Annotated in this window: 23 protein-coding genes and 1 other RNA gene; 10 read left to right on the forward strand and 14 right to left on the reverse strand. The window is 41.7% G+C overall.

Annotated features, from left to right (window positions below; all coding sequences use genetic code 11):
- Window positions 1–64: 64 nt before the first annotated feature.
- Together CWC28_RS10290 and CWC28_RS10295 are read right to left on the reverse strand one after the other, a co-directional pair.
- Window positions 65–2,311 (reverse strand): S46 family peptidase, encoded by a 2,247-nt coding sequence (locus tag CWC28_RS10290; protein ID WP_233999173.1) that lies wholly within the window; start codon window positions 2,309–2,311, stop codon window positions 65–67.
- A 110-nt stretch (window positions 2,312–2,421) separates the two neighbouring features.
- Window positions 2,422–3,348: a LysR family transcriptional regulator gene (locus CWC28_RS10295; RefSeq protein ID WP_138625112.1), complete on the reverse strand. Its 927-nt coding sequence runs from the start codon at window positions 3,346–3,348 to the stop codon at window positions 2,422–2,424.
- Between the two features lie 114 nt (window positions 3,349–3,462).
- Between CWC28_RS10295 and CWC28_RS10300 the strand changes: the two genes are divergently transcribed.
- From CWC28_RS10300 to CWC28_RS10310, 3 genes are all read left to right on the forward strand, one after another.
- Entirely contained in the window at window positions 3,463–6,174 is a 2,712-nt protein-coding gene (locus tag CWC28_RS10300) for a TonB-dependent receptor (protein WP_138625113.1), read from the forward strand.
- Window positions 6,175–6,236: 62 nt separating this feature from the next.
- On the forward strand, window positions 6,237–7,085 hold the full coding sequence (locus tag CWC28_RS10305; protein WP_105180128.1) for an N-formylglutamate amidohydrolase: 849 nt from the start codon (window positions 6,237–6,239) through the stop codon (window positions 7,083–7,085).
- Between the two features lie 2 nt (window positions 7,086–7,087).
- The gene (locus CWC28_RS10310; RefSeq protein ID WP_138625114.1) at window positions 7,088–8,479 is read left to right on the forward strand and encodes a YfcC family protein; all 1,392 of its coding nucleotides are present in this window, start codon (window positions 7,088–7,090) and stop codon (window positions 8,477–8,479) included.
- Between the two features lie 96 nt (window positions 8,480–8,575).
- On the opposite strand, the gene CWC28_RS10315 is transcribed toward CWC28_RS10310, so the two are convergent.
- The gene (locus CWC28_RS10315) at window positions 8,576–8,818 is read right to left on the reverse strand and encodes an HP1242/YdcH family protein (RefSeq protein ID WP_063702664.1); all 243 of its coding nucleotides are present in this window, start codon (window positions 8,816–8,818) and stop codon (window positions 8,576–8,578) included.
- A gap of 250 nt (window positions 8,819–9,068) precedes the next feature.
- Here CWC28_RS10315 and CWC28_RS10320 point away from each other — a divergent pair, with 250 nt between their 5' ends.
- On the forward strand, window positions 9,069–9,698 hold the full coding sequence (locus CWC28_RS10320) for a response regulator transcription factor (RefSeq protein WP_063702666.1): 630 nt from the start codon (window positions 9,069–9,071) through the stop codon (window positions 9,696–9,698).
- The gene (locus CWC28_RS10325) at window positions 9,685–11,250 is read left to right on the forward strand and encodes an MASE1 domain-containing protein (protein ID WP_063702668.1); all 1,566 of its coding nucleotides are present in this window, start codon (window positions 9,685–9,687) and stop codon (window positions 11,248–11,250) included. The genes CWC28_RS10320 and CWC28_RS10325 overlap by 14 nt, the downstream gene beginning before the upstream one ends.
- A 10-nt stretch (window positions 11,251–11,260) precedes the next feature.
- On the opposite strand, the gene CWC28_RS10330 is transcribed toward CWC28_RS10325, so the two are convergent.
- Together CWC28_RS10330 and CWC28_RS10335 are read right to left on the reverse strand one after the other, a co-directional pair.
- The gene (locus CWC28_RS10330) at window positions 11,261–12,061 is read right to left on the reverse strand and encodes a hypothetical protein (RefSeq protein WP_249324964.1); all 801 of its coding nucleotides are present in this window, start codon (window positions 12,059–12,061) and stop codon (window positions 11,261–11,263) included.
- Between the two features lie 34 nt (window positions 12,062–12,095).
- A complete protein-coding gene (locus CWC28_RS10335) occupies window positions 12,096–14,435 on the reverse strand; it encodes a M20/M25/M40 family metallo-hydrolase (protein WP_138625115.1) in 2,340 nt (779 codons plus the stop codon).
- Between the two features lie 267 nt (window positions 14,436–14,702).
- On the opposite strand from CWC28_RS10335, the gene CWC28_RS10340 reads away from it, so the two are divergent.
- A complete protein-coding gene (locus CWC28_RS10340; RefSeq protein WP_240494362.1) occupies window positions 14,703–15,866 on the forward strand; it encodes a helix-turn-helix domain-containing protein in 1,164 nt (387 codons plus the stop codon).
- 514 nt (window positions 15,867–16,380) lie between these two features.
- Here CWC28_RS10340 and rnpB read toward each other — a convergent pair.
- Both rnpB and rsmI read right to left on the reverse strand, forming a co-directional pair.
- Window positions 16,381–16,732: RNase P RNA component class A (gene rnpB, locus CWC28_RS10345), an RNA gene on the reverse strand.
- A 42-nt stretch (window positions 16,733–16,774) separates the two neighbouring features.
- Window positions 16,775–17,632, reverse strand: a complete 858-nt coding sequence (gene rsmI / locus CWC28_RS10350; protein WP_138625116.1) for a 16S rRNA (cytidine(1402)-2'-O)-methyltransferase — start codon at window positions 17,630–17,632, stop codon at window positions 16,775–16,777.
- 61 nt (window positions 17,633–17,693) lie between these two features.
- Between rsmI and CWC28_RS10355 the strand changes: the two genes are divergently transcribed.
- From CWC28_RS10355 to dolP, 4 genes are read left to right on the forward strand one after another with little or no spacing between them, the layout of a single operon-like run.
- Window positions 17,694–19,571: a penicillin-binding protein activator gene (locus tag CWC28_RS10355; RefSeq protein ID WP_138625117.1), complete on the forward strand. Its 1,878-nt coding sequence runs from the start codon at window positions 17,694–17,696 to the stop codon at window positions 19,569–19,571.
- 37 nt (window positions 19,572–19,608) lie between these two features.
- On the forward strand, window positions 19,609–19,980 hold the full coding sequence (locus CWC28_RS10360; protein ID WP_063702677.1) for a YraN family protein: 372 nt from the start codon (window positions 19,609–19,611) through the stop codon (window positions 19,978–19,980).
- Between the two features lie 32 nt (window positions 19,981–20,012).
- Entirely contained in the window at window positions 20,013–20,600 is a 588-nt protein-coding gene (locus CWC28_RS10365) for an SIS domain-containing protein (protein WP_063702679.1), read from the forward strand.
- Complete coding sequence (gene dolP / locus CWC28_RS10370) at window positions 20,600–21,166, forward strand: division/outer membrane stress-associated lipid-binding lipoprotein (protein ID WP_063702681.1); 567 nt, start codon at window positions 20,600–20,602, stop codon at window positions 21,164–21,166. The genes CWC28_RS10365 and dolP overlap by 1 nt, the downstream gene beginning before the upstream one ends.
- A gap of 65 nt (window positions 21,167–21,231) precedes the next feature.
- On the opposite strand, the gene CWC28_RS10375 is transcribed toward dolP, so the two are convergent.
- From CWC28_RS10375 to rplM, 7 genes are all read right to left on the reverse strand, one after another.
- Window positions 21,232–21,672, reverse strand: coding sequence for a ClpXP protease specificity-enhancing factor (locus CWC28_RS10375; RefSeq protein WP_063702684.1), 441 nt, complete (start codon window positions 21,670–21,672; stop codon window positions 21,232–21,234).
- Entirely contained in the window at window positions 21,672–22,298 is a 627-nt protein-coding gene (sspA, locus tag CWC28_RS10380; RefSeq protein ID WP_063702686.1) for a stringent starvation protein SspA, read from the reverse strand. Before sspA ends, CWC28_RS10375 begins: the two co-directional genes overlap by 1 nt.
- A gap of 79 nt (window positions 22,299–22,377) precedes the next feature.
- On the reverse strand, window positions 22,378–23,115 hold the full coding sequence (locus CWC28_RS10385; RefSeq protein WP_063702688.1) for a cytochrome c1: 738 nt from the start codon (window positions 23,113–23,115) through the stop codon (window positions 22,378–22,380).
- Window positions 23,112–24,377 (reverse strand): cytochrome b, encoded by a 1,266-nt coding sequence (locus CWC28_RS10390; RefSeq protein WP_063702690.1) that lies wholly within the window; start codon window positions 24,375–24,377, stop codon window positions 23,112–23,114. Before CWC28_RS10390 ends, CWC28_RS10385 begins: the two co-directional genes overlap by 4 nt.
- Entirely contained in the window at window positions 24,377–24,967 is a 591-nt protein-coding gene (gene petA / locus CWC28_RS10395; protein WP_063702692.1) for a ubiquinol-cytochrome c reductase iron-sulfur subunit, read from the reverse strand. The genes CWC28_RS10390 and petA overlap by 1 nt, the downstream gene beginning before the upstream one ends.
- 646 nt (window positions 24,968–25,613) lie before the next feature.
- On the reverse strand, window positions 25,614–26,006 hold the full coding sequence (gene rpsI, locus CWC28_RS10400) for a 30S ribosomal protein S9 (RefSeq protein ID WP_095209788.1): 393 nt from the start codon (window positions 26,004–26,006) through the stop codon (window positions 25,614–25,616).
- 8 nt (window positions 26,007–26,014) lie between these two features.
- Entirely contained in the window at window positions 26,015–26,443 is a 429-nt protein-coding gene (gene rplM / locus CWC28_RS10405) for a 50S ribosomal protein L13 (RefSeq protein WP_062568574.1), read from the reverse strand.
- Window positions 26,444–26,678 lie beyond the last annotated feature (235 nt).

Consider the following 26,678-nt stretch of genomic DNA (forward strand, 5'->3'; position numbering starts at 1 on the left):
TGGCAAAAATTAAAGACATAAAATAACCGCAGCAATTGCTGCGGTTATTTTCAAAATAGCAGGGCTATTTAACTAAGGTCATTTCATCAAGTAGGTAACCTGCGTTATCAACTTCTTCCATTAACCAAAGCATGTATCGAATATCAACGTGAATAGCACGGGTGATCTTGGCGTTAAAGTACCAATCTTTGGTGATTGATTCATAAGTCGAGTCAAAATTAAGACCCACTAATTCACCTTTACCATTCATGACTGGCGAACCTGAGTTACCCCCAGTGGTATCAGCACTGCTCAAAAAGTTGACTGGTACTGAGTTAACTTCAAGAGGTTTAGCCGCTTGTGGCTCACAACCAAAACTAAATAGGCTACAGCTTACACCTGGCAAACCTAAGTCACCGCGGTAGTACGCGCCAAACGCTTGCTTTTTGTATGCTTCAAGTACTTTATCGGTAACAACAAATGGCTTTTCGCCAGTGTGTTTAGCTACTAAACCACGTAGTGATGTAAATGGCGTTTTATACACAGCATCAGCTGCTGGGTAACCATCAACTTGTGCATAGCTTACGCGTAATGTGCCATTTGCATCTGGGTAAACTGGCTTACCTTTGGCTGTATTAAAGGCGATCACGGCTTGCATATATTGCGGACGAATTTCAGCTAAACGCCCCGCCATTTCTTTTTCGTCAGCTTCTTGTGCCATGTTGGTCTCGTATAGAGCAACAGCAAGCTTTATGAATGGGTCGTTTGATACTTCAAACTCTGCAACAGATTTACCTATCCAGCTAACGCGCGTTGCTGTATCTGTAAGTTCTGTTTTAGCGTAAAAAGAAGCAATAATCGCATCAAGCTCAGCCTGTGTAGTGGTATCAGTGATACCTAAGCCGTTGTTTAATGCCGCAACTTGCGCTGCTTTGTCTTGCGCTAAATAGTTACCTAAGTAACTTAACCATAAGGCTTTATCAACCTCAGGCGTAAACTGTTTTTGTAAGCGCTCTAAACGCGCTTTAAGCATAGGAAGGTCACGCTCTTGGTAGCCCATTTCGCGCTCTGCATTAGGTTTTTCGCTCTCTTTTGCTAAGCGATATAAACGAATCGCGGTGCTTAGTAGATCCGCCTGTTTTGCATAGTCAAAGTAAAAGTGACTTTGTTGCTGTGCGTGTGCTTCAACTAACAATGACTTTAATGCGTGATATGAATCTGCGTACGCTTTACGTTCAGCACTTTGTGCAAACCAAGCTAGGTACTCTTGCTCTTGTGCGGCTTTAATACCCGGAATATCCGTTACTTTAAAGCCATCTTGTAAGCCTTCCAGTTTCTTTAAACGGTTGTTAGTGCTTTTTACACGAGAGGCATATTTTACTTGTGCTTGCTCATCACCTTTGCTCTGCTTGGCAATCACATCGAGAGTCGTGTTGTAAGTATTAAGCAATGTTGGGTAATACCAACTCGCAGAATAATTTACTTCGTCTGCAAGCTTATAGCGGCTAGTACGACCCGGATAACCGGCCACCAGCACACCATCACCTAAGCTTACGCCGCTGGTGTTCACTTTTAAGAATGAAACAGGCTCATAGGGGACGTTATCTTCACTATATGAGGCAGGTTTTCCATCTTTACCAACATAACCACGTACAAAGGTAAAATCAGCTGTGTGACGTGGGTATTCAAAGTTATCGATGTCACCACCAAAGTTACCCAGCGCTTCTGCCGGGGCATACACTAAGCGCACATCTTTGATCATCAATTGTTTGATCATGAAGTACTCTAAGCCATGGTGGAAATCACGCACTGTACAACGATAGTTAGGATCTGACTCACACTCGCTGATCAAGGCTTTGCGATTTGCTTGAATCGCTTCATAACGCGCTTTGCCGTGTAGTTCTGCAGGTAGGTTACCCAGTACTCGCTCAGTGACATCATCCACTTGTTCAGTGACATACAAACGCTCTTGTGGGCCTGCAGGTAGCTCTTTTGATAAATCAGCTGCTAAAAAGCCTTTTTCAATTAAGTTGTTTTCTGGTGTGCTGTTATTTTGAATCGCGCCATAAGCACAGTGATGATTAGTTACCGCTAAGCCTTTTGGTGACACAAATGACGCAGAGCAATAGCCTAAACCAACCACTGCATTGAGTGGATATTGGTTAAGATCTGCCACTTGCGAAGCCGGTAATTCGATACCAACGCGGTCAAACTCGCTTTGTAATTGTTTTAATTGATGCGGTTGCCACTGCCCTTCATCAGCGTGCGCGCTACCGACAGCGACAACACCCATGAGTGCTAATGAAGTTGTAATCATATTTTTTTTAGTCATGTTAATCCTAGTCAGTGCAAAGCACTATTCCATTGTTGCCTGAAAAAATCGCGCTAAGACTACCATAACCTTGATTGACTCAAGACATATTGCGATTAACGACAGCTTGCTTAGTTAGCTGCCGCAAATTCATCGAAATGTGCTTTGCAATGATTGTAAAACGCATTGGTTAATCGATTCATGGGCGTTGATGCCGACGTAATAAACCCATAGGTTAATTCTATTTTTGGTATAAATGGCACTAATTTAAGCGCGTCATCTTGGTACTGCATAGCCAGCAACTCATTCACTATCGATATACCCACATTGTGCTTTACCAAAGTGCAGGCTGTTGTCACGGTATGTGTTTCAACACGTACATTAACACGGATATTATCTTGTAAAAAAGCATGCTCTATTTGCTTACGCGAATGACGGCCTCGACCTAATAACACTAAGCTTTCATCACGCAAATCTTGCGCTGTAAGCTGCTTTGCATCTGCAAATGGATGACTGCTTGATACCGCACATACTAAATGACTGGTGACAATGGGTTCACACCACAATCCCTCGTGATTTTCAGGAAACTGTATAAAGCCACAATCGAAGGCTTTATTTGCGACAAGCTCACATGCTCTGGCTGGACTATGACTATCTAAACTAATTTTTACATTCGGGTGTAATTTAACAAATGACGCCACCGCCTCTGCTAACGGACCTGCTACAAAGCTGCTCGGGGCAACGATATTAAGCTCACCAACATGTGATTGATGAATGTTCTTAGCAAGTTGCTCTACGCGGTACACACTGGCTAACGAAATTTCGATTTGTTTATGTAATGCAATTGCTTCATCGGTCGGAAATAATCGCGCTTTCTCTCTATAAAACAATGAAAAGCCAACGTTATTTTCAAGCTGAGCAATCAACCGGCTAATCCCTGGTTGCGTGAGTCCAAGTTGCTTTGCTGCCCCCGTTGCTGAGCCAGTTTTCATAACTGCATCAAAGGCTTCCATACTATTTAAGGTTATTTTTTGGGTGGTTTGCGTCGGTCCATTCATAACAATTTGTTATAGCTTGATGATGATATTTCATAATATTGCATAGCTTTTAGGAGTGAGTAAAGTGCTTAGCTGACAACAACAAAATAACTATAACCTCTCGGAGTGTAACAAATGGAATATTCAAGATTTAAGCATTCAGTGATATCGCTTGCTGTTGCTACAGCTTGTATGAGCACATCACAACACGTACTCGCAGAAGAAACATCAGCAGAAAAAAACGTCGAAGTTATTGCCGTCACCGGCTCGCGCATTAAGCGCCAAGAAGCAACAGCAAGCCCAGTGCAAAATATCGACTTAGAAGCCCTGCAGGCAAATGGTTCGTTATCACTCGGAGAGGCATTACAGGAGCTTCCTTCAGTAGGTTCAAGCCTAAATGGCAATGGCTCAGCCGGAACAAGTCACGGAGCATCAAGCTTAAATTTAAGAAACTTAGGGGCTAATCGCTCATTAGTATTGGTGAATGGCCATCGCTGGGTAAATGGTGCCGGCACCCGTGGTTTCCGTGATTTTGTTGACATGAATACCATTCCTCAAAATATTGTTAAACGTGTAGAAGTATTACAAGACGGCGCAACTGCGATTTATGGCGCGGATGCGATTGCTGGGGTTGTGAACTTATATACCTATGACGATTACGAAGGCCTAGAAGTCAAAACCAGCTACGGTGAAACATCTGAAGGTGATAAAGAAACCTTTAGTCTTGATTTGTTATCAGGCACAAATATTGGCGAAGCCAACCTTATGTTTGCAGCCAGCTATGTGGATCAAAAGCCAATTTACACCCAAGACCGTAAATTAACTGCGGTGCCGCTAAATGGCATAACAGCATCAACACCTGAAGGTTATTTTGTTGAAGATAACTTAGCCGATGTTGTTGATTTTACAATTCCATCAGCAGGGATCACCCGCGATCCAAATAGTGATGGCAGTAGTATCGATAGCTGGCGTGCAGTTAACAGCGATGACACCTTTAACCGCTATTACAATAACTATGTTACAGGTCCGAGTGAGCGCTCATCTTTATATACACAGCTCGTCGTACCGATTGGCTCGGTAAACTTTAAAGCCGAAGCACTTTATAACAAACGAGAGTCTGATCAGCAGTTTTCACCTGCCCTTTCATCTATTCGTGGTAGTCGTGGCTTTGTCATAGTTGATGACGAAAGTGTGAACCCATTCGGGGTTGAGTTTTCGGGTAGCGACTTTAAACACAGCTCATTTTTTATGAACAATGGCTATCGTGTGAACGACCAAAAAGTTGAAACGACACGCTTTGCAATAGGCCTTGAAGGGGAAGTGTTTGATGATTGGAGCTGGGATACATTTGTGTCTTGGGCAAAAAACAAAGGCGAGTTTACCTCTAATAATCAAATGGATTTAGACAAACTAGCGCTGGGTTTACGTGCCTGTGATACCAGTGGAATTGATGGCGATGTGTCTGATATTGCAGTCGGTTGTGTGCCTGTTAATATTTTTAACCCTTTGACCGACGAGATGGTCGAGTACGTTAACTTTACCGGTCACGACAAAAACGAAGCCAGCCAAGTCGACTTTACGGCAAATATTACAGGCACCCTTTACGAACTACCAGCCGGTTACATTGGTGCAGCCTTTGGTATTGAATACCGAAAAGAAAAAGGTAAAGACACACCAGACAGCACAATTAACGCTGATCCTCGTATTAATACCTACAGAACCACCACCTCTTCGCCACGCGAAGGGACGATTGGTGAGTACGATTTAAAAGAAGCCTATGCTGAATTTAGTATCCCGTTGCTCGCTGATCTGCCACTTGTTGACTACCTAGAACTGAGCTTAGCGACACGTTACTCAGACTACAGCACCTTTGGCTCAACAACCAACAGCAAAGTGGGCTTACTTTACACCCCCTTTGAGCAACTGACACTGCGTGCAAACTGGGCTGAAGGCTTTAGAGCACCGTCAATTTTAGAGCTGTTTGAAGGTGAGCGTTTGACCTACAGCGCTGTCACAGATCCGTGCTCAACAGATGCCAGCTTACCCGGTTGTAGCGGTGTACCTAGTGGCTACACGCAACCGTTTACGAATGTTCAAGTAACCACGGGCGGCAATCGTCAGTTAGTGCCTGAAACCTCTAAAAATAAGACCGTTGGCTTGGTTTACGAATCTAATTTAATCGAAAACCTGAGCTTTAGCTTAGATTGGTACGAAATAAAAATAAATGACACCATCAGTGAATTTGGCGCACAAAACAACCTCGATTTATGTGCCTATCAAAACAAAAACTGCGACACTATTACCCGTGATAGCAGTGGTGAAATCCTTGATATTTTAGATGGCCCAGTCAACTTAAACGCAACTCGCGTTTCTGGGGTCGACTTTGTCACTTACTACAGCTTACAAACAGATCATGGTGATTGGTCGTTTAACGCCAATGTTTCTAAACTAAATGAATTAACCGAATACACGACCTTGTCTGATGGTTCTGTTGAACGTGAAGATTTAGCAGGCACAGCGGCTTCGAGGGAATCATATCCTGAGTGGCGCGGCACCTTCTCTAGCACTTGGAAACATGATGCCTGGTCAGCCAACTATAATTTCCGTTATATCGGTTCAACAACCGAGCAAGTATCAGGCGAACCACGCGATATTGGCTCTGTGACGTATCATAATATTTCGGGCGGATATCAGTTTGAAAATAACTTAGCGGTGAAATTAGGGATTAATAATTTAGCTGATAAGCAGCCACCCGCTTCATTGACTAATTTAAACATTAACTTTGATCAAAATACCTATAACCCAACGGGCCGTTATATGTATTTACAGCTGACTTACTCACTGTAATGAAAGTCGCGATGCCTGCCGAAGTGGCAGGCAACTTTATGAAGTAGTTAGGAGAATAACCTATGGAGCCGGCTTTCAGTTTATTAACCCCAAGCCAAACAGCAGCCTTACCGTTAGTGTTTGATTCACCACACAGCGGTATTCATTGTCCTGCGGACTTTAATACCCAAGTGCCTGTTGAATTTATAAAAACCGGTTGGGATGCATTTATTGATGATATTTGGCAACCCGTTGTAGAGCAAGGTGGGTACTTATTACATGCACACTTCTCGCGGATGTATATTGATCCTAACCGTGCCCCGACAGATATTGATCCCGAACTATTAGATACGCCTTGGGAGCTTTGTAAACCAACAAAGTACAGCGAGCGTGGTATGGGACTTATTCGTCGCTATGCCTTACCTGGCAAACCTATGTATGAAAAAGCATTGACGAAACAAGAGATTGCTCACCGAATTAGTCATTATTACAGCCCCTATCATCAACAACTCAATCAATTGCTTGATGATTTATATAATCAACATCAGGGTGTGTGGCATGTTGATTGCCATTCGATGAAATCCGTTGGAAATGGGATGAACATAGATGCAGGTGTGGCTCGTCCTGATATTATTTTGGGCGATAAAGATGGCACTTCAGCCAACGCTGAATTTGTTGATGTGATTGCAAAGGCATTTACCAGCAAAGGCTATAAAGTGGTAAAAAATACCCCTTATAAGGGCGGCTACCTAGTCAGTAACTATGCTGATGTAGCGCAAAATCGTCATTCGGTGCAGATTGAAATCAACCGAGCGTTATATATGAATGAACAAGCGTTTGAAAAGAGCGAAAACTATCAAACGTTTAAATCAGATGCGGCGTTTGTCGCAAAACAATTAGCGGCGTATGTGTCGGCTCAAATAGGACAATAATAATGAGCACGCAAAATCCCAGCACCAGTAAAAAGGGTATGAACCCGATAATTATATTGCTCAGTATTTTGTTTTTAGCCATGTTGCTAACATACGTTGTTGATTCAGGCTCTTACGATAGGCAAGGCAATGTTGTTGTAGCCAATAGCTACAAAGTTATCGAGAAAGATAAATCCCTCGGCAATTTATTTAATTATGAAAATGCAGATCAAATAAAAGCCGAACCCGTCAGTATTATTGGCGCATTTATGGCAATTCCAACAGGCCTAGAGCAAGGCGCTGGCTTGATATTTATGGTGCTTATTATTGGCGGTATGTTTGGTATCCTGACCAAAGCAGGCACGGTAGATGCGGGCCTTGAGCGGCTATTAAGCCTAGTTCAAGGCAATATTTATGTGCTGGTGATAATTCTCATGATCGCCTTTTCAGCAGGTAGCACCTTTTTGGGCTTAGCGTCTGAGTACCTTTTGATTATTCCTTTAATGGTTGGCATGGCCAATCGCTTAGGGCTGCCGAATATCATTGGTTTTGCGATTGTCTGTGTTGCCGTGAAAGCCGGTTATTTATCATCAGTGACGAACCCTTTACCACTCACAATTGCGCAACCACTGCTTGGTTTACAAATATTTAGTGGTGCAAGTGTGCGATTTTTCTTTTACCTGGCTTTTTTAGCGGTTGGTATTAGCTTTGTACTCTTAATGATCAAGCGTCATGGTTTTAACAATGCCCAAGTGCATTTTCATGCCGAGAAATTATCAACACGCCATGTTTCTATGCTACTCACACTGGCTGGAGGTATTGCATTATTAGTTTATGCATCAACCCATTGGCATTGGAAACATCATGCCTTAAGTGCTTATTATATTGCCCTTAGCATGGTGCTTGCCGCCATGTCTGGATTAACGGCAAACCAAGCGGCTCAAGCATTTGTTGATGGCATGAAAAAAGTACTACTTGCAAGCATACTGATAGGCGTAGCCACTGCGGTTGCTGTTGTTTTAAAGCAAGGCATGATACTTGATTCCATTGTGCACTTTTTAATGTCATTTATTGGCGAAGGCAATGCCTATGTTGCTGCCACAGGTATGTTTGTATCGCAATTATTGTTAGACTTTTTGATCCCCTCAACGTCAGGCCAAGCAGCAGTCAGTATGCCAATTTTAGGCCCAGTTGGTAGTTTAGCGGGTGTCTCTGAGCAAACCACGATAGTGGCGTTTTTATTTGGTAATGGCATCACGAATATTCTCACCCCAACGTCAGGAACTTTACTTGCGTATCTTGCGACAGCGCGAGTGGGATGGGGAGAATGGGCTAAATTTATTTTCCCATTGTGGTTGGTATATATCGTTTTAGCGGTGCTTTTATTGCAGGTTTCGGTGCTTATCGGCTTTTAAATAACATCAATACGGTTAACTATTATTGCGAGTTGATATAATGCCCCTTGTCAGCGAGAGTCATTAGAGCAAGGGGCATTAGCTTCGATTCAATAATTAAGCATTGGCTTTTAAAAAGTCATAAAGTTCATCTTTTAGCACGGCGCGTTGATGCTTCTTTTCATGCATATCCGCATCTTCAATCGGCGAATTTTGCAATTCAAGCTCACGAATTTCTTTATCCATATCATCATAACGCTGCATGGTTTTCTTGAAATGAGCGTCGTGTTTCGCGAGGCTATGGATTAATTCATTAAACTCAGGGAATTCATTCAATAACGAGTGTTTTTCGCCTAGCATGGGCAACTCCTTTAGCTAGAATTTAAGTTCAATTTCACTGTACCACTGCAACAAACAGAGTCAACGCAGCAACCTTGTCCGAGATCAATAATCACAACGATTCAGAAAATATAGCGTTTAAACTAGAACTATTCCTACTGTGTAGTCCTGTTTTAGTCACTGCATATGAACCAGTGTTTCATTTATATAAGAATAATTCCTAGACATAACTCATTGAATTGAGGATATAATAAAAATCTATGGAGGGATTATGCGAATTGGAATCATTGAAGATCATCAACTGGTTAGAGATAGCTTTAAAAAACTATTAGAGCTACAAGCCGGATGGCAAGTTGTCATAGAAGCCTGCTCAGTCACTGAAGCAAAACTTGCTGTTAACTTAGAGCAACCCCATGTATTTATTGTTGATATATCAATGCATGACGGTGAAAATGGGCTCGCATTTCTTGCTTATTTAAACACCTATTTCCCCGACATAAAAACCATCGTCGCCTCTATGTATGACTACGAACCTTATGTTAGCAACGCATTAAAACTCGGTGCTCAAGGTTATGTATCTAAACGCTCAGCATCTGATGCTTTGATTGATGCGGTTAATGCCGTCATCAATGGAGGGCGCTATATCAGTGAAGATGTGAAATTTAATACCACTTCCCCAGCAAGCAAACTTTCTTTCTTAACGCCAAGAGAGAAAGAAGCACTCCCCTTATTTGCTAAAGGGTTAAATGCTAAACAAGTTGCCCAACAACTTGATATGATGCCAAAAACAGCCCACGTACATAAAACGAATATATACAACAAACTTGAAGTCAGTAATTCATTTGAATTATTAAAAATTGCCATAGATTCCGGGATGATCACGCTTGATGAACTGGCATAAGCTCGTCTCAAAAGAGTACGCTTCACGTAGTTTTTTAACTGAAGTATTTAACCAGTTATTGGTGTTTGCGCTTTACTTTCTTGCTTTATATTTATCCTCTTGGGTGAGTAATCATTTAGAAACCGTCACCCAAAGTAGCGCTATTTACCTGCCAGCGGGGGTGAAGCTTGCATTCTTTGTAATTTTGCCTGTGCGATTATGGCCAATGCTTTGGATTGCTTCTCGACTTTATGCGTCGTATTTAAGTGTCTATTACAATGGCGGATGGAGCTTTGATTTATTTCACGGCTTCTTCCAAGAATTAACCTATATGGCTATTGTCTACAGCTTTAAGAAAAGCCGCTGGCCGCCAAAAGTGACCTCTAATTCAGGTGCATTGTCGCTAATTTTACTTGCCGTTATTTCAGCTTCTTTTAAATGGTTTTTATTCTCGAGCGCTTTTGAATTCACAACCTGGTTGAAAGGCAAGCAAGTATTACAATATCAACTCAATATGACTTTAGGTGACCTGACGGGTACATTGTTAGTCGCTCCAGCATTATTGTTACTTAGCCAAAGTTATAGCCGTATGTTTTCTCGGCATCATGCGGTTATTTTATTAAGCTTATTCGCACTGGCGCTTATTTACATAGTGAGTTACCTAAATCACTCAGATCTTTACCCCTTGCTACGCCTATGCTCCCTTCTGCCGGTAATTTGGTTCTCTTATAAATTTGGCATTAAAGGGGCGATAGCAAGTGCCTTGGTAAGTAATGTGCTGATCGTTGCACAAGCAGGCCTCACACAAGATGCGACCAATACTTACATTAGCCAATTATTTATCTTAGCTAATTCCGTAACTGGCTTGCTAATCGGCACCGCCACTAACGAATTAAAGATCAAAAATAATCAGCTACAAGCCAGCAACGAAAAACTAACGGCGCTGCTTAAGAAAAATAAGCAGCTCGCTAAACGTATGGTGACTGTTCAAGAAAATGAGCGAAAGTACTTATCTCAAGAACTCCATGACGAATTAGGCCAAAATCTAACTGCACTTAAAACTGATCTGACAGTGCTTTCGATAGCGCAACGAAATAATGAAAATGCCCTCGTTGAAGGCCTAAAAGAAAATGCAAAAGCGATGTATGACTCTGTCTATCAAATTATGCATCACCTAAGACCTAGAGAGCTTGATGAGCTTGGGCTAGAACAAGCTCTTAAAGAAGGACGCTTTAAGTCTCTGCTAAGTAAAGCATCGATCAAATACATAGCTGAAATAAACTTAAATTCAGCAATATCAGATGAACATCAAACAGCTGTTTACAGAATTTGCCAAGAAGCGGTCACAAACTGCATCAAACACAGTACAGCCACAGAGCTAAGGCTCAGATTGGCGGCTCACGAACGTTATATTCGCCTTACGATTATGGATAATGGAAAAACCAAGACCACACAGCAGGAGTCTGGTGGTTACGGGTTATCATTTATTGAAGAGCGAGTTATTGCTCTTGGCGGTACATACACAATTACTGAAATAGATGGATTTAAAATTGAAGTGTATTTTGATATTTGAATACAACTAGTTACCTTAAATAAACCTGCTTGGTAAGATATTTTTTCTTAATGTTCGCAAGCTGTATTTCAGCTTGATTGCCTATAAGCTGTAACAACAAGCCATGCGCTATCTCCCTTTCTCCCAACTTTGATTTAACTACAACTTCTTTACCAATTGCCCCTTGTAACCTCGGTTTAGGGAAGCTCGCTTTAGTTACTGGCTTTAGTCCTTCATTTTCAACAAACAAGTTAAGACAATGCTGCTTAGCGGCACTGATCCAGTCATCATTGGATTTAACAATATCAACGTTATTTAGAAAATGTATCAAGGCGCTATTTCGACTACTAAATTCACTCGAGACATCAGCCATATTTTTAACTTGCGCCCATTTTCGAATAACAACGTATTTGTCTTGCTTGAGCCTTGCTAAACTCGTCGATGCCCCCGTCATTCGGCTATACCATTCAATTCTGTAACAAGAAGAGCCCAAGCTATGAAGTAGAATAGTGGTATTGCCAAATTCCTTAGTACTTCCCTCAATAACACTCATTTTTAATCCTTTAAGTATAAGTAAATTAGATTTAAAGGATATAAAGAACAAGCCGTTATGGTAATGAGTGACTTTCTTAGTGTGGCTAAGAAAAATTCCTAGTTTGCAAATAATAATCAAACAACTTAAGAGTGCCCTCACAAAATAAAGAGCAAAAATTTCGACTTGGTTTGAAGGTTTCGCTAAGCATAGTTCTTTTAGAAAGCAAAAAGCCTCGGTAAATACCGAGGCTTCTTTGAAAATTAGTGAGTAAACCAACCCATTAACAGCTTCTATCAAAATAATTTAAAATAAATTTTTCAATATCTTAAGTTTAAATTTTCACAGACTGGCCAATAATAACGGCATCATTTATCACAAAAGGCTCTGGCATATATATTGAATCCCTTGCTTGAACATCATCTAGTCTCTCAAGCAAATCGAATGATGTTTCGAATACCTTTAATGATACCTCTGTATTTTTAGGAACAACGAGCTCTACACTTACTTTTTCATGAGAGTGAGTTAATACATACTTAAAGAAAAAGCCTTTTTTAATTTCTTTTACTGCTCCTGGTTCGCTACTGAAAGCTTGGCTATTAAATGCTTGGCCATTAACCGACAACTTACTTATAGGCATTTCGTTATTGCTGGCAAGTTGAATAATATTAACCTCTCGCTGTGGGCTAATTAATAACTCTAATTTTCGTGATTTATCGGTAAGTTCATCCTTTATAACTTCAACTTTAGCTGCCTTAACGTCGAGTTTGTCCGTTGCTTGGTAAAAGCGCACCTTTGTTCGCCTGCTTTGTGGATAGATCGATTCATCCCAAGTTGTTGCTGATGACTCTTTATCAAAAAACTGGTTTGTAAATGCATCTAGGGTACGATTGTAGCTGGTCATAAAGGCACTATCGGTATCTTGATCATAGACATAATTCACGCTATTAGGCTTTTTGCGCTCCTCAGTATAATCAGACTGAGCGATCGATATAACCAAAAAGAGTAGAGATAACATACTAAAACCAATGGCTAGCCTATTCCCTTTTGGGTAGTTGCAATAAATCGGTATCAGTAAAATAAGCGTCATGCAGGTTAGTAGGGTGCCTATTACACTCATCTTTAGACCCAACCCAATAACAAGTAGAGGAATCAAAGGAGTCAAAAGCATAACTGAAGGTATTACTAATAAAGTGCCCAACATGAGCTGCTTAGGTCGTTCAATCTGACTAAAAATATTTAATCCAAAGCAGGCTAGAGCTAAATAGAGTGGCAGAATAAAAAATCCTGCGCCAGGTAGCATAAGAGCAATCATTACATTCACGCATAGCCAAAGCACTATAGGGGCAACGAACAGGTTACTACTCGACAGTTTTTTATTAAACAATTGATAAATGAAAAGTGTTGTAGCGCAGGTGAAAGTGACAAAACAGGCTAAAATCCAATGGCCATTATAAGTAAAGCCGTGTGGAATATCGGCATACTGAGGAAAAAGCGACAATAGTAATTGCCAACCAAAATATCCTATAGAACCTGCGAGGACCAATGATGTGAAAAGAGGCGCAAAGCCAAGGGCCACTTGCTTAATCGTTAGCGAATTTTGTTTAAATCCGTAATAGCAGAGTAATACAAATAACAGTGTTGCAAATAACAACATAGGTGTAACCCATGAATTAGGGTATATCACCATGTTTAAGCCAGGGAAGTTGAAATAAACCATGTCTTGTTCAGATTTCAACTGGCTAAGATCTGCATACGCAAAGTAGTTAAGTGATGACATCAAGTAATCAGCTTGATGATTAAGGCTCTCCCTATCGATTCTTTCCCAGGAGTCTTGGACAGTATGATAATCGAAGTGATCATCGATAAAGGCAAAGTTTAAACCATCAATATCCGCTTGTTTTCTAAATACCGTTAAATCAGTCGAGTTGGGTAACAACTTATATAGGGCATACATCAAAGAATTAGCGACGGGTATGTTAATATCAGCTTCTCTAAACGCTTGGATAAGCCTTTTATTACCACCATTGGTTTCGATCAGCATATAGCTTGGTCCACCTGACCCTCTGGCTTCAAAATTAAGCACTAAGCCGATATCTTTCGCCCAAGGATGAAAATTAACAAAGGCACCAGCACCCAATAAGCCTTGCTCTTCTGCATCTGTCAAAACGATGATTATATCGTTAGTTGGTTGTTTTCCATTGGCAAGAAAGGTACGAACAGCTTCGAGTATAGTTACCACACCACTCCCTGCGTCACTGGCACCTAAAGATGAGTGAGTACCAGAGTCATAATGTGATACAAGTGCGAGAGCTTTCCCCTCAGTAGTACCCTTAATTTTAGTAATAATATTATTAGTATATGCAGCAACAGTTCTGCGACCGTGGGTCGATAGGTGCTTGAAAGTTTCAACCTCTAAGCCAAGTGCTTCTAATTCATCCACTAAGTATTTACGCACTTTAGTATGAGCAGGTGCCCCGACATAATGTGCCTCGGCACTGATAACTTTAAGATGCTTCAATGCATTTTGCTGGGAGAACTCTTTTTCATTGCCACTTTGGTAATTGTCCGCCGAAGGCAATTGTGCAGAGAACGCCACAAAAATAGCCAGCACTATCATTAGCACAGAAAACAACCAAGTAAAATTTTTAGACGAATTCAGATTACTATTCATTAATTATCACACTTTTATTTTAAATACAGCTCAGTTATCTTATAAAGGTGAAGTAAAATACTCGACCGTTTCAATCGGCAAACACCAAGTAAATTCACTTTAAAAACAAAGTGTTGAACCACCCCGATAAATTCAGACCTTAGTAACTATTTATAAACGACACAAAATGAGCATTAATCAAACAGGCATTAGAATGCATAAGCGTGCTGAACTACGATGAAGCTAATAACCATAATTTTATGTCTAGCTATTGCCGTTGGCTGCTTTATGATTGCAAGAGCAATAGTAAGTACGCACCAAAATAGTAAAGCCAAAGCCATGTTTACGATGATGATGCTAGGCTTTATTAGCCTGCTGCTGGAGCTTGCTTTATTCGAAGAAAATATAAGGGAGTGGAAAGTATACGTTCTCTCTTTCTCTGGGCCTTTGTCAGCCTCTATTCCGATATTTTTTTATTTATTTTTTAAATCATCCGTTAGGCTTAACAGTGAATTCAATAAGAATGACTTAAAGCATTTATTGTTACCATTGATTTACCTTGCACTTATGCTGCCTTATAACGTACTTGATTATCAAGAAAAAATAGAATTTTTAGATAATACGAACAGATCCTGGCTACTTTCAATGACGCCAATGCGCTTTACTCGTTTTGGGATTATCGCGACTATTGGAGTCTTCTATTTCCAATTAATCTGGCGGGAGCTAAACACCAAACTAAATCAAAAGAAAACGGATGTGCTTAGGGAAATTACCAAGTTAAAAACTGCACTTATTAGTATGTGTGTGTGCATTTCCCTCGTATTTGTTTTTTTCCTTATCAGGCTGCCAGGTGAATTCACTTGGGCTTTATCTATAGTCACCATTGCCATGCTTATTCTGGCAATTATTATCTATGAATACCTACCAATTTGGGGACACCCATGGTCACAAGCTTCTACAAACAAGTCATATAAAGAACATCACAACATCAATGACTTTCAATCAACGGAACAAGGCTCGAAACTAAATAAACCATACCGTTCTTCAGTAACAAATAAAAAGGCATCTGAGGTTATTTGTGATTTAACAGCCCTGCTGGAAACCGGAATTTATAAAGATGCAACCATTTCATTAAAGCTACTTGCGTCAAAGCTTAACCTAACTACGCACCACTTATCACAAATAATTAATCAGCAAACTCAAGGGAACTATTATGAGTTAGTAAACATGTTTAGAATAACGGAAGCCAAGCGCCTTTTAAGTGAAACTGACATGGCAATAATCGATATTGCATATGAGGTAGGCTTTAATAGTAAATCTTCATTTTATACCGAATTTAAGAAACATTCTGACCAAACACCTGGGCAATATAAAAAATTAGTTCGCTCCCAAAAAGCAGGCGAAGGCTCCATTAAAAAAAGTGCTAATCAAACTATTGAGCTCAAAAACTAGATCAGCCTTCTATATTGTGAGTAGTAAATGGTTTGAAATAATTTCTATGATTTCATAGATATCAGCCGTAAGTTTATTAACAACGACTTCTCATAACTCCTCATTTTGAATATGTCTGGAGAATCGAGCTCAGTCTCAAATAGCAAAGCATGCAGATAGCAAAAAGCCCCGCATCGCTGCGAGGCTTTTATATAATTTGGTGAGTCAGCCAGTAAGCCGCTGTTTTGTATGAGCGGAGTGGATTTTCTTAATTTTGTGTCTATGCAATAAGCAAAAAGCCCCGCATTGCTGCGAGGCTTTTTATGTAATTTGGTGAGTCAGCCAATAAGCCGCTGTTTTATATGCGCGGAGTGAATTTTCTTTGCCCCAAAAAGCAAAAAGCCCGTAGCATTCACTACGGGCTTTAATCTAATTTGGTGAGTCAGCCAGTAAGCCGCTGTTTTATATGCGCGGAGTGGATTTTCTCCGCCTAAAAAGCAAAAAGCCTCGGTATTTACCGAGGCTCTTGAGTAATTTGGTGAGTCAGCCAATAAGCCGGGTTCTGTCGTGGATAATCATTCGTCTAGGCCATAAATCGCTCTATGGCTCAAGCAACCTACCCGGTTCCAACGTGGGCCACGCCATAAGGAACCCTATTTGGTCTTGCTCCGGGTGGAGTTTACCTTGCAACCAACTGTTACCAGTGGCCCGGTGCGCTCTTACCGCACCCTTTCACCCTTACCAACCGAAGTTGGCGGTCTCCTCTCTGCTGCACTTGTCGTAGGCTCGCGCCCCCCAGCCGTTAGCTGGCACCCTGCCCTGTGGAGCCCGGACTTTCCTCCCCCTGCGCATTTTCGTTGCAGGCAGCGATTATCTCGGCTGACTCGGCGCGTAGTATACCTGAGCGCGCACGTCTATGCAGTAAAGAATTAGCCTTTTTCGTCAATAATTGCTTTATAAAGTGCGTTTTTCTTCAAACCAAAATACTCAGCCACAACACCACAAGCTTTTTTCAGTGGCATTTCGGCCTCGAGTAAACCGAGCATGCGGCGCGCATCTTCTGGAATATCGTCACTTTGCTTCGCTTTACCCGGTAGCATCAATACGATTTCACCGCGTTGCTTCGTTGGATCATCCGTTAAAAACTGTTTTAACTCGGCAACCGTGCCATTGAAAAAAGTTTCGAAAGTTTTAGTCAGTTCTTTGGCAAACACTACTGGCTGTTCTGCACCGAGTGCTTCTTCTAAATCATCAAGGCTCGCCATGATACGGTGGGTACTTTCATACATGATGCTAGTAATACCTGAGTTTACCGCTTCGATAAAAAAGCTCTGTCTTGCTTTACTCTTTGCAGGTGTAAAACCAATAAACTGAAAACGATCTGTCGGTAAACCAGAACAGCACACAGCGGTAATCGCAGCACACGCTCCCGGCACCGGAGTAACATGCGCGCCTTGTTCACGGCATAAATTAACCACCGCATAACCTGGGTCGCTAATCAGTGGCGTGCCGGCGTCAGAGACCAGCGCAATATTCATTCCTTGCTCTAACCAATCAACAATCTGTTGCGCTTTTTGTTTCTCGTTATGGTCATGTAAAGCAAAGGTTTTTGCTTTGATATTAAAATGGCTTAACAACTTTCCTGTGTGACGAGTATCTTCAGCGGCTATTAAGTCAACCTCAGATAGGGTTTGGATGGCACGCTGGCTGATGTCATCAAAGTTACCAATAGGCGTGGCAACAATGTAAAGAGTGCCGATTTTATCTGAATTGTCCTCATTTAACATTGAGGTCTCCTGCGTCAGTCAGTAATATAAGCAAATCGCGTTAACGTATCGGGAAATCATTGTGCGACTTAAACTTGTTAGTCTATTAATTGTATTGTCAGGGTTATCGGCTTGTAGCACAACCGAAAAACCTCGAAATAGTGCAGAAAATCAATCGAGCCAATCGAGTATTGCGCTATCACAGCTAACCGACGCACAATCTATGTACCAAGCGGCGCTAAATCGACAAGGCGCCGATAAAATCCAGCTTTTATACACTGCACGTGATGCAGCAATTAGTGAAGAACGTTGGCCGCTACTCGAAAAAATTTGCCTTGAGCTCGAAGCGACTCCAAGTGTCGACCAAATTCAAAACAAACTTTACATTGCCCTTGCGCAAGAGCATCAAGGCAAAAGCGACTTAGCTTTAGCTCAGTTACAACAACTAGAGCCACAATTGAGCCAACCTGAGCATCAAGCTTGGCACCAATACTTAACCGCGCGCGTTTATGCCTCGCAAGGAATGCCAAAACAAGCGATGCCTTTTTTCTTTAAAGCATCAACACTTAGCAGCGAAAATAACTTTACCGTTGCGAATTTAAACAAAGATTTATGGCAAAGCCTAACTCAACTTTCTTCGTATGCACTTGAGCGCTTTAATCGTGGCTCTGTTGTGCAGCAAGGTTGGGTTAACCTAGCGCTTTATCATCAAGTGTATTTAGGTGCGCCTGTTGAGCTTCATCAAGCAATGAATAACTGGCTGCGTCGTTATCCAGGCCACCCAGCTGCTGAAGTACTGCCAAAAAAAGTAACTGAGCTAGTTCAGATTGAGCCATTAAATGTAAACCGTTTAGCTGTGCTTATTCCTCAATCTGGCGCTAATGAACGTTTAGGTGATGCCTTAAAAGCCGGTGTGCTTGCGGCCCTAGATGGACAGTCATTAGAGCAAACATTATTTATTGATGAGTCGCTATCAGCCGCTGAAATTTCACTTAAGCTCAGTGAATTTAATGCTGATTTTGTTATTGGCCCACTACTAAAAAGCAATATCGAAAAGCTGACTAGCGCACAAACACTGGTTGATTACCCGGTAATGCATTTAAACACCTTTGATGGTGAGCGTATTTCACAGCAGCACTTTTTCTTCGCTTTAAGTCCTGAACATGAAGTTCAGCAAGCATTAGAGCGATTTTTAACGGCAGGCTATCAAAAGCCGATGCTATTGGCCCCAAATAACAGTAATGGGCAACGCTTAGTTGAATACTTCAATACACAATGGCAACGTTACAGCGAAGTAAAACCGCAAATTGGCTTTTACGCTGGCAAAGAAGATATGCCAAAAACCATTACGGGCTTATTAGAAGTAGACCAAAGTAAAGAGCGCATCAATGTAGTTAAGTCTTTATTTAAGCAAGAAGTTGAAAGCGAAACTCGCTCTCGCAGCGACATTGATGTGATTTATATTTTAGGTGATGCCACCGAAACGCGCTTAATCAAACCTTATTTAGACATTAACGTGAGTACTTTTGCTGAGCGTATTCCGCTTTATGCCAGCTCAAAAAGCCACAGTAAACAAATCGATAGAACCGATAAAGGCGATTTAGATGGCCTTTATTTTACGGAACTACCTTGGATGCTAGACGGTCAAATCTCACAACATAATTTACGCCAGCAGTACGAAAGTTTATGGCCTGAGAATGCCGATATAAGTCAACGTTTATTCGCTATGGCATTCGATGCAGCCAGCATGCTCGGTGATGTAAAACAACTGAGCATGGTACAAGGCAAACGCTTTAGCGGTATTAGTGGGCAGTTAAGCATTGCCAGCAATGGTTACGTTACTCGTTCTTTGGATTGGGCGCAGTATAAAGACAAGCAAATCATTGCGGTTGATTTGGCAACGGAGCAGCCAATCCCATTATTTATGCAATCTGCTATTGGCATCAATGCCGCCGAGTAAACCGTTTAGAATGTGGTATTAGCTCAAGGATGAAGCTATGTCGTGGTTTAAGCAATTGTGGCAAAATAGCCGCGAAAAAGGCCTGTATTACGAACATCAGGCAGAACAGTATTTAATACAACATGGCTTAAAAGCCATTGAGCGCAATTACTTATGCAAGTACGGCGAGCTCGACCTAATAATGCGTGACGGGCAAACATTGGTTTTTGTAGAAGTAAAATTTAGAAAAAACGCCCTGCGTGGTGGTGCAAACTATGCGCTCAGCAAACAAAAGCAGCAACGATTAAGGCGTACTATTAGCCATTATCTTGCCGAGAAAAAGATCTCAAACCAGGCAATGCGGATAGATTATGTTGCTATTACAGGAGAGCTTAACAGCACCCTAAACTGGTTTAAAAATGTTTACTAACGCCGTTTGGCGTCGGCTTAATTTGGTAGGTTATGCAAGAAACGATTAAAAAAATCTTTACCGAAAATATTCAGGTTCAAATAGCAGCGGGTGAAGTGTTGCCAAGTGCACTTGAGTCAGCAGCGTTCACCATTGCACAAAGCCTTATTAACGGCAATAAATTGCTCTGTTGTGGCACCCCAAGCTGTCATATGTTGGCACAGCACATGGCAGGGCTATTAATTAACTTTTATGAAACCGAGCGCCCTTGCCTACCCGCTGTTGCGCTCGCACAAGAGCAAGTTAACTTAGGTGCAATCGCAAACAATGATGAGCACGAAACTTTTGCAAGACAAATTCGTGCATTTGCACAGCAAGGCGATCTTTTACTAGCAATTGCCGTGAATGGTAATGAAAAGCAAATTATCTCAGCGGTCGAAGCGGCGCTAACCCGTGATATGAAAGTGATTGTGCTTGTTGGCGATGATGGTGGTGAATTAGTTGGCTTACTTGGCCCAAATGACGTTGAAATTCGTGTGCCATCAAAACGCCCAAGCCGCATTGTTGAGTCGCATTTAGTGAATTTACACTGCCTAAGTGAGCTTATCGATTTAACCTTATTCCCACAGGAAGAAAATTAATGTTTAAACAGTCTTTACTAGTATTTGGTACCGTTTTATTGCTGCAAGGCTGTGCAGCTGCTGTTGTCGCCGGTACAGCGGGTGCTGTAACTGCCGCGAATGATCGCCGCACAATTGGCTCGCAAATTGACGATAACAACATCGAAATAAAAAGCTCTATCGCTATTAGTGAAAACGAGCGCCTTCATAAGTACGCCAACGTTAACGTTATCAGCGTTAATGGTATCGTGCTAATGATCGGCCAAGTAGCTAACCAAGAAATGAAAGATGAAGCACAACGTGCTATTGAAGGCGTTGATGGTATTCGTAAAATTCACAACCAAATTCGCATTGGTTCGAATATTGGCATGAGCACGCAAACGCACGACTCTTGGTTAACCTCTAAGGTGAAAACGCAATTACTCACCACAGAGAGCATCAGCAGCAATAACATCAAAGTCGTAACAGAGAATGGCGAAGTCTTTTTAATGGGCTTAGTGAGCGATTCTGAAGCGAATTTAGCGGTTGATGTAGCACGTAACGTATCAGGCGTTGAACGTGTTATTAAAGTGTTTGAATATCTGTAACGCCAACCCATTAATTAATAATAAAAAACCCGCTTAATAGCGGGTTTTCTTTTATTTGAATAAGGTTACTTAATCACTCGTAAGTGGGCACCTTTTTTCTTCTCTGGCTTAGTTGGTGGTTCATCATCTGGCGTAATATCGTCAGCTGTTTCAACACTTTCTAATACCGGAGCAAAATCGTCTTCGTCCTCGATGAATTCTTCTGCAGTAAATACAGTCCCTTCACCATTCTCACGTGCATAAATTGCGAGCACAGCTCCCATAGGTACATACACTTGCATTGGTTGACCACCAAAGCGCGCATTGAAGCTAAGCTGTTGGTTGTCCATTGCAAATTGTGTTACCGCTGATGGGCTAATGTTCAAAACGATCTGACCGTCTTGCACAAACTGTGTTGGTACTTGTACAGCAGGAAAATCAGCGTTCACCACTAAGTGAGGTGTGCACTGATTATCAACAATCCAATCAAAGAAGGCGCGTAGTAAATAAGGACGATTAGGCGTCATTATAAACGGATCTCACGCTCAGCTTCAGTTAGTGAAGCTTGGAATGATTCACGCTCAAATAAACGCAACATGTATTCTTTAAGCTCTTTTGCGCCTGCGCCTGTAAGCTCAATGCCAAGCTCAGGTAAACGCCAAAGTAGCGGTGCTAAATAACAATCAACTAAGCTGAACTCTTCGCTCATGAAGTAAGGTGCTTCAGAGAAGATTGGTGCGATTGCAAGTAACGCTTCTGTAAGCTCTTTACGTGCTTGCGCAGCTTCGCTGCTACCGCTAGTGATTTTGTTAGCTAGGCTATACCAATCCGTATCGATACGATGCATCATCAGACGACTACGGCCACGCATAACCGGATAAACTGGCATTAGTGGAGGATGAGGGAAACGTTCATCAAGGTATTCCATGATGATGTTTGCCTGATATAAACCAAGCTCACGATCGATCAGTGTTGGTACTGTACCGTAAGGGTTAATCTCATGAAGTGCTTCTGGCAGGTTATCCTTTTCAGCCAGGTGAATGTCAACACTTACACCTTTTTCAGCAAGTACGATACGTACTTGGTGGCTATACATACAGTTAGCACCAGAAAACAGGGTCATTACAGGGCGCTTATTGGCAGCTACGGCCATGCCTACCTCCATTATATTACAAAAACAGCAATAGGGGCTTAAGCCCCTATTACAAAATTACCTTTCAAAATGCCCAGGATTAGTGAACATCTCTCCAGTATTCTTTCTTCAGCATGAATGCCAAGATAAATAGAATCACTAGGAAACCAATTACCTTAATACCTATCGCTTCTGACTCTAAACGTGACGGCTCGCCAACGTAAGCTAAGAAGTTAGTTAGGTCGCGAGCAGCGCGATCGTACTCGTCGTCACTCATTTCACCTGAACCATCTGTTTCAGTGCCAACAACTTTAGTCACTGTGTGACCGTGTTCTTCCACTTCTTCAGTGATTGGTGTTGGTAAACCTTGTAGTTCTTGAAGAACGTGTGGCATACCTACCGATGGGAAAACAACGTTGTTTACGCCAAACGGACGAGATTCATCTTTATAGAATGACTTCAGGTAAGTGTAGATCCAGTCAGTACCACGAACTCGCGCTACAAGCGTAAGATCCGGTGGCGCTGCGCCAAACCATTTAGCTGCGTCATCTTTATCAATCGCATTCTTGATGTGGCTACCTACTTTAGAGCCATCAAAAATTAGTTGCTCTTGACCAATTTCAGTAGGAATACCGATATCGCGGAACGTACGCTCATAACGTTGATACTGCATTTGGTGACAACCAAGACAGTAGTTCATGAACAATTTAGCACCACGTTGTAAAGACGCGTTGTCTTTCAGGTCAATGTTCGCATCCATTAAAGGAACCGAAGGACCTGCTGCCATTGTCAACGATGGCAACAATGCGAATAAACCGATAATTAGCTTTTTCATCATTTCGTCAACCTCGTTGGTAATGGCTTAGTTTTCTCATTCTTGCTGTAAACAAATAACAATACGAAGAACATGAAGTATGTCACAGTCGTGATTTGTGATAACAGCGTTTTGAAATCAGTTTGTGGTGTAGCACCAACCCAACCCAAGATAACGAACGTTACCACGAATTGTGCGATGTTAAGTTTATGGAAACCACAACGATAACGAATAGAGCGAACCGAACCACGGTCAATCCAAGGTAGTAACGCAAGCACTACGATAGATGCACCCATCGCGATAACACCGATTAGTTTATCTGGGATAGCGCGCAGAATCGCATAGAATGGCGTAAAGTACCAAACAGGGAAAATGTGCTCTGGTGTTTTCAGTGGGTTAGCAGCTTCGAAGTTTGGCGCTTCTAAGAAGAAACCATTCATCGCAGGCATAAAGAACACAACCCAACAGAATAAGATTAAGAAACCAACCACACCCACAATATCTTTCACTGTGTAGTAAGGGTGGAACGGGATTGCATCAACAATGTCTTTCTTGTTGGTGTAATACTCGTGGAATTTAAATTTAGGCTTATCTTCTTCAGCAACAGTGCCTTTCTTACGCTTGATTTCAACACCATCTGGGTTGTTTGAACCCACTTCGTGTAGTGCAACAATGTGTAAGAATACTAAGATAACGATTACTAAAGGTAATGCAATTACGTGTAGTGCAAAGAAGCGGTTAAGCGTAGCACCAGAAATTACGTAGTCACCACGGATCCAAAGCGTTAAGTCATCACCAATTACCGGAATCGCACCGAATAGTGAAATGATTACCTGTGCACCCCAGAAAGACATTTGTCCCCAAGGAAGTAAGTAACCCATGAAAGCTTCAGCCATAAGCGCTAAGAAGATGAACATACCGAATAACCACAGTAGTTCACGTGGTTTTTGGTAAGAACCGTAGATCATGCCACGGAACATGTGCAGATATACAACGATAAAGAACGCTGATGCACCTGTTGAGTGAAGGTAACGAAGTAACCAACCGTATTCAACATCACGCATGATGTATTCTACCGATGCGAAAGCACCTTCAGCAGACGGTACGAAGTTCATTGTTAACCAGATACCAGTTACGATTTGGTTAACAAGTACTAACATGGCTAGTGAGCCAAAGAAGTACCAGAAGTTAAAGTTTTTTGGTGCTGGATACTGTGCAATGTGCATGTTCCAAACACGTGTCATTGGAATACGATCGTCGATCCAACCAATAATTTTACCAAACATTACGCCACTCCTTTTTCTTCACCGACTAGAATAGTCGTGTCATCAAGGAAGGTATACGGAGGGATTTCTAGATTTAATGGTGCAGGTACAGATTGGAATACACGACCAGCCATATCAAATTTAGAACCGTGACACGGACAGAAGAAACCGTCGTCTGTGCCCTCTACTTTTTCACCAAAGCCACCTTGTAGGAAGCTAGGTGAACAACCTAAGTGCGTACAAATACCAACAGCAACGAAGATCTCAGGACGTTGAGAACGGTATTCGTTTGTTGATGATTCAGGTTGTTGAGGCTCTTCAGATGCAGGATCACGAAGTTGACCTTCATGTTCTTTCATCTGTTCAAGCATTTTTGGTGTACGATTAATAACCCAAACAGGTTTTCCTCGCCACTCAACACGTATTAATTGCCCTGGCTCAAGCTTGCTGATATCTACTTCTACAGGCGCACCCGCAGATTTAGCTCGCTCACTTGGATTCCAAGACGCAATAAAAGGAACAGCAGCCCCAGCCGCACCAACACCACCAACAACAGAGGTAGCTATGGTTAAAAAGCGACGTCGGCCATTGTCTACAGGCGCATTGCTCATCCACTTATCTCCACTATGATTCCCAACACTTGCCATATTGAGAACATCAGTTACAGCAGGTTAATTTTTAGAAATTTCAAAATAGACGCGATCATAATTAAAACCCTTGATTAAAACAAGGTTATTCACAGTCTCATGCTCGAATAAACCCGATTTAATGAATTATTAATTTAGGTTAGCTCGAGTATGAAGCCGCTGGTTATGATAACGCATATAAAAAAACAATATACTGACCAAGATCAACCTCACTAAGAGGAAACAGAATTCTGCATTAGCTGTTGTTGAACTCACTCACATTACTTGCCCCCCAATTGTAGCAAAAAATTTCATCAATTAACTGATGGATTTAAGCTAATTTTGCTAAATCTTGAAGTTTTTTTACTGTTATACGTACTAATTATTATCAGTGGTTAAATATCGAACGAAAAAAGGTAGATTTTTGTACATCAGCGAGATGCGAGATGCGAGATGCGAGATGCGAGATGCGAGAAAGCATATGGGAATATTAAACCTTGGCAAGAACTTGTTTATTCAAGCTGTAAGCTCACCTCTCATTCAGCTAGAAACTGACGTCTGAAAGCTGACAGCTCCAAAAACAAAAAACCCAGCCGGAGCTGGGTTTTTGGTATTCTGATAAACGTAAATATTAACGTTTTGAGAATTGTGGACGCTTACGTGCTTTCTTAAGACCCACTTTCTTACGCTCAACTTTACGTGCATCACGTGTAACGAAACCTGCTTTACGAAGTGTAGGACGTAGAGACTCGTCAAACTCCATAAGTGCACGAGTGATACCGTGACGGATAGCACCAGCTTGACCAGTAGTACCACCACCAGAAACAGTGATGTGTAGGTCAAACTTTTCAGTCATTTCTACGTGCTCTAATGCTTGACGAACAACCATGCGAGCAGTTTCACGACCGAAGTACTCTTCTAGAGAGCGCTTGTTGATTACGATGTTACCAGTGCCTGGGCGTAAGAATACGCGAGCACTTGAACTTTTACGACGACCTGTACCGTAGTATTGATTTGCCATGATAGTGCTCCTTAAATGTCTAGAACCTGAGGCTGTTGTGCAGCATGGTTGTGCTCAGTACCTGCGTAAACTTTAAGTTTACGGTACATAGCGCGGCCTAAAGGACCACGTGGCAACATGCCTTTAACAGCTTTTTCGATGATCATTTCAGGCTTTGCAGCTTGAAGCTTGTCGAAAGTAGTAGACTTAAGACCACCTGGGAAACCAGTGTGTGCGTGGTACATTTTGTCTTTTGCTTTATTACCAGTAACAGTAACTTTCTCTGCGTTGATAACGATGATGTAATCACCAGTATCTACGTGAGGAGTGTACTCAGCTTTATGCTTACCGCGTAGGCGACGAGCGATTTCAGTAGCGATGCGACCTAAAGTTTTACCTTCAGCGTCAACTACGTACCAGTCACGTTTTACTGTTTCTGGCTTAGCAACAAACGTTTTCATTTATTAAAATCCAATGTTTTTTAATTTAAAACCACAGGTAATTATTATTAATTACCGCTCTAAGTTGAATGCTTTAACCCCTTCGAGTTTAAGACTTTGAGCCGTCAATTAGAGGCTAAACTAATATCTGGCAATAGAACGCAACGTGGCAGACGCGGGAGTATACCAGCACTTAAACCACATTGCTATATGATGGTTGTTTTTTATTCGAGAAAATCAGCTATCAGCTATCAGC

Source organism: Pseudoalteromonas sp. S4492 (genome assembly GCF_005886115.1).
GTDB classification, from domain to species: domain Bacteria; phylum Pseudomonadota; class Gammaproteobacteria; order Enterobacterales; family Alteromonadaceae; genus Pseudoalteromonas; species Pseudoalteromonas gelatinilytica.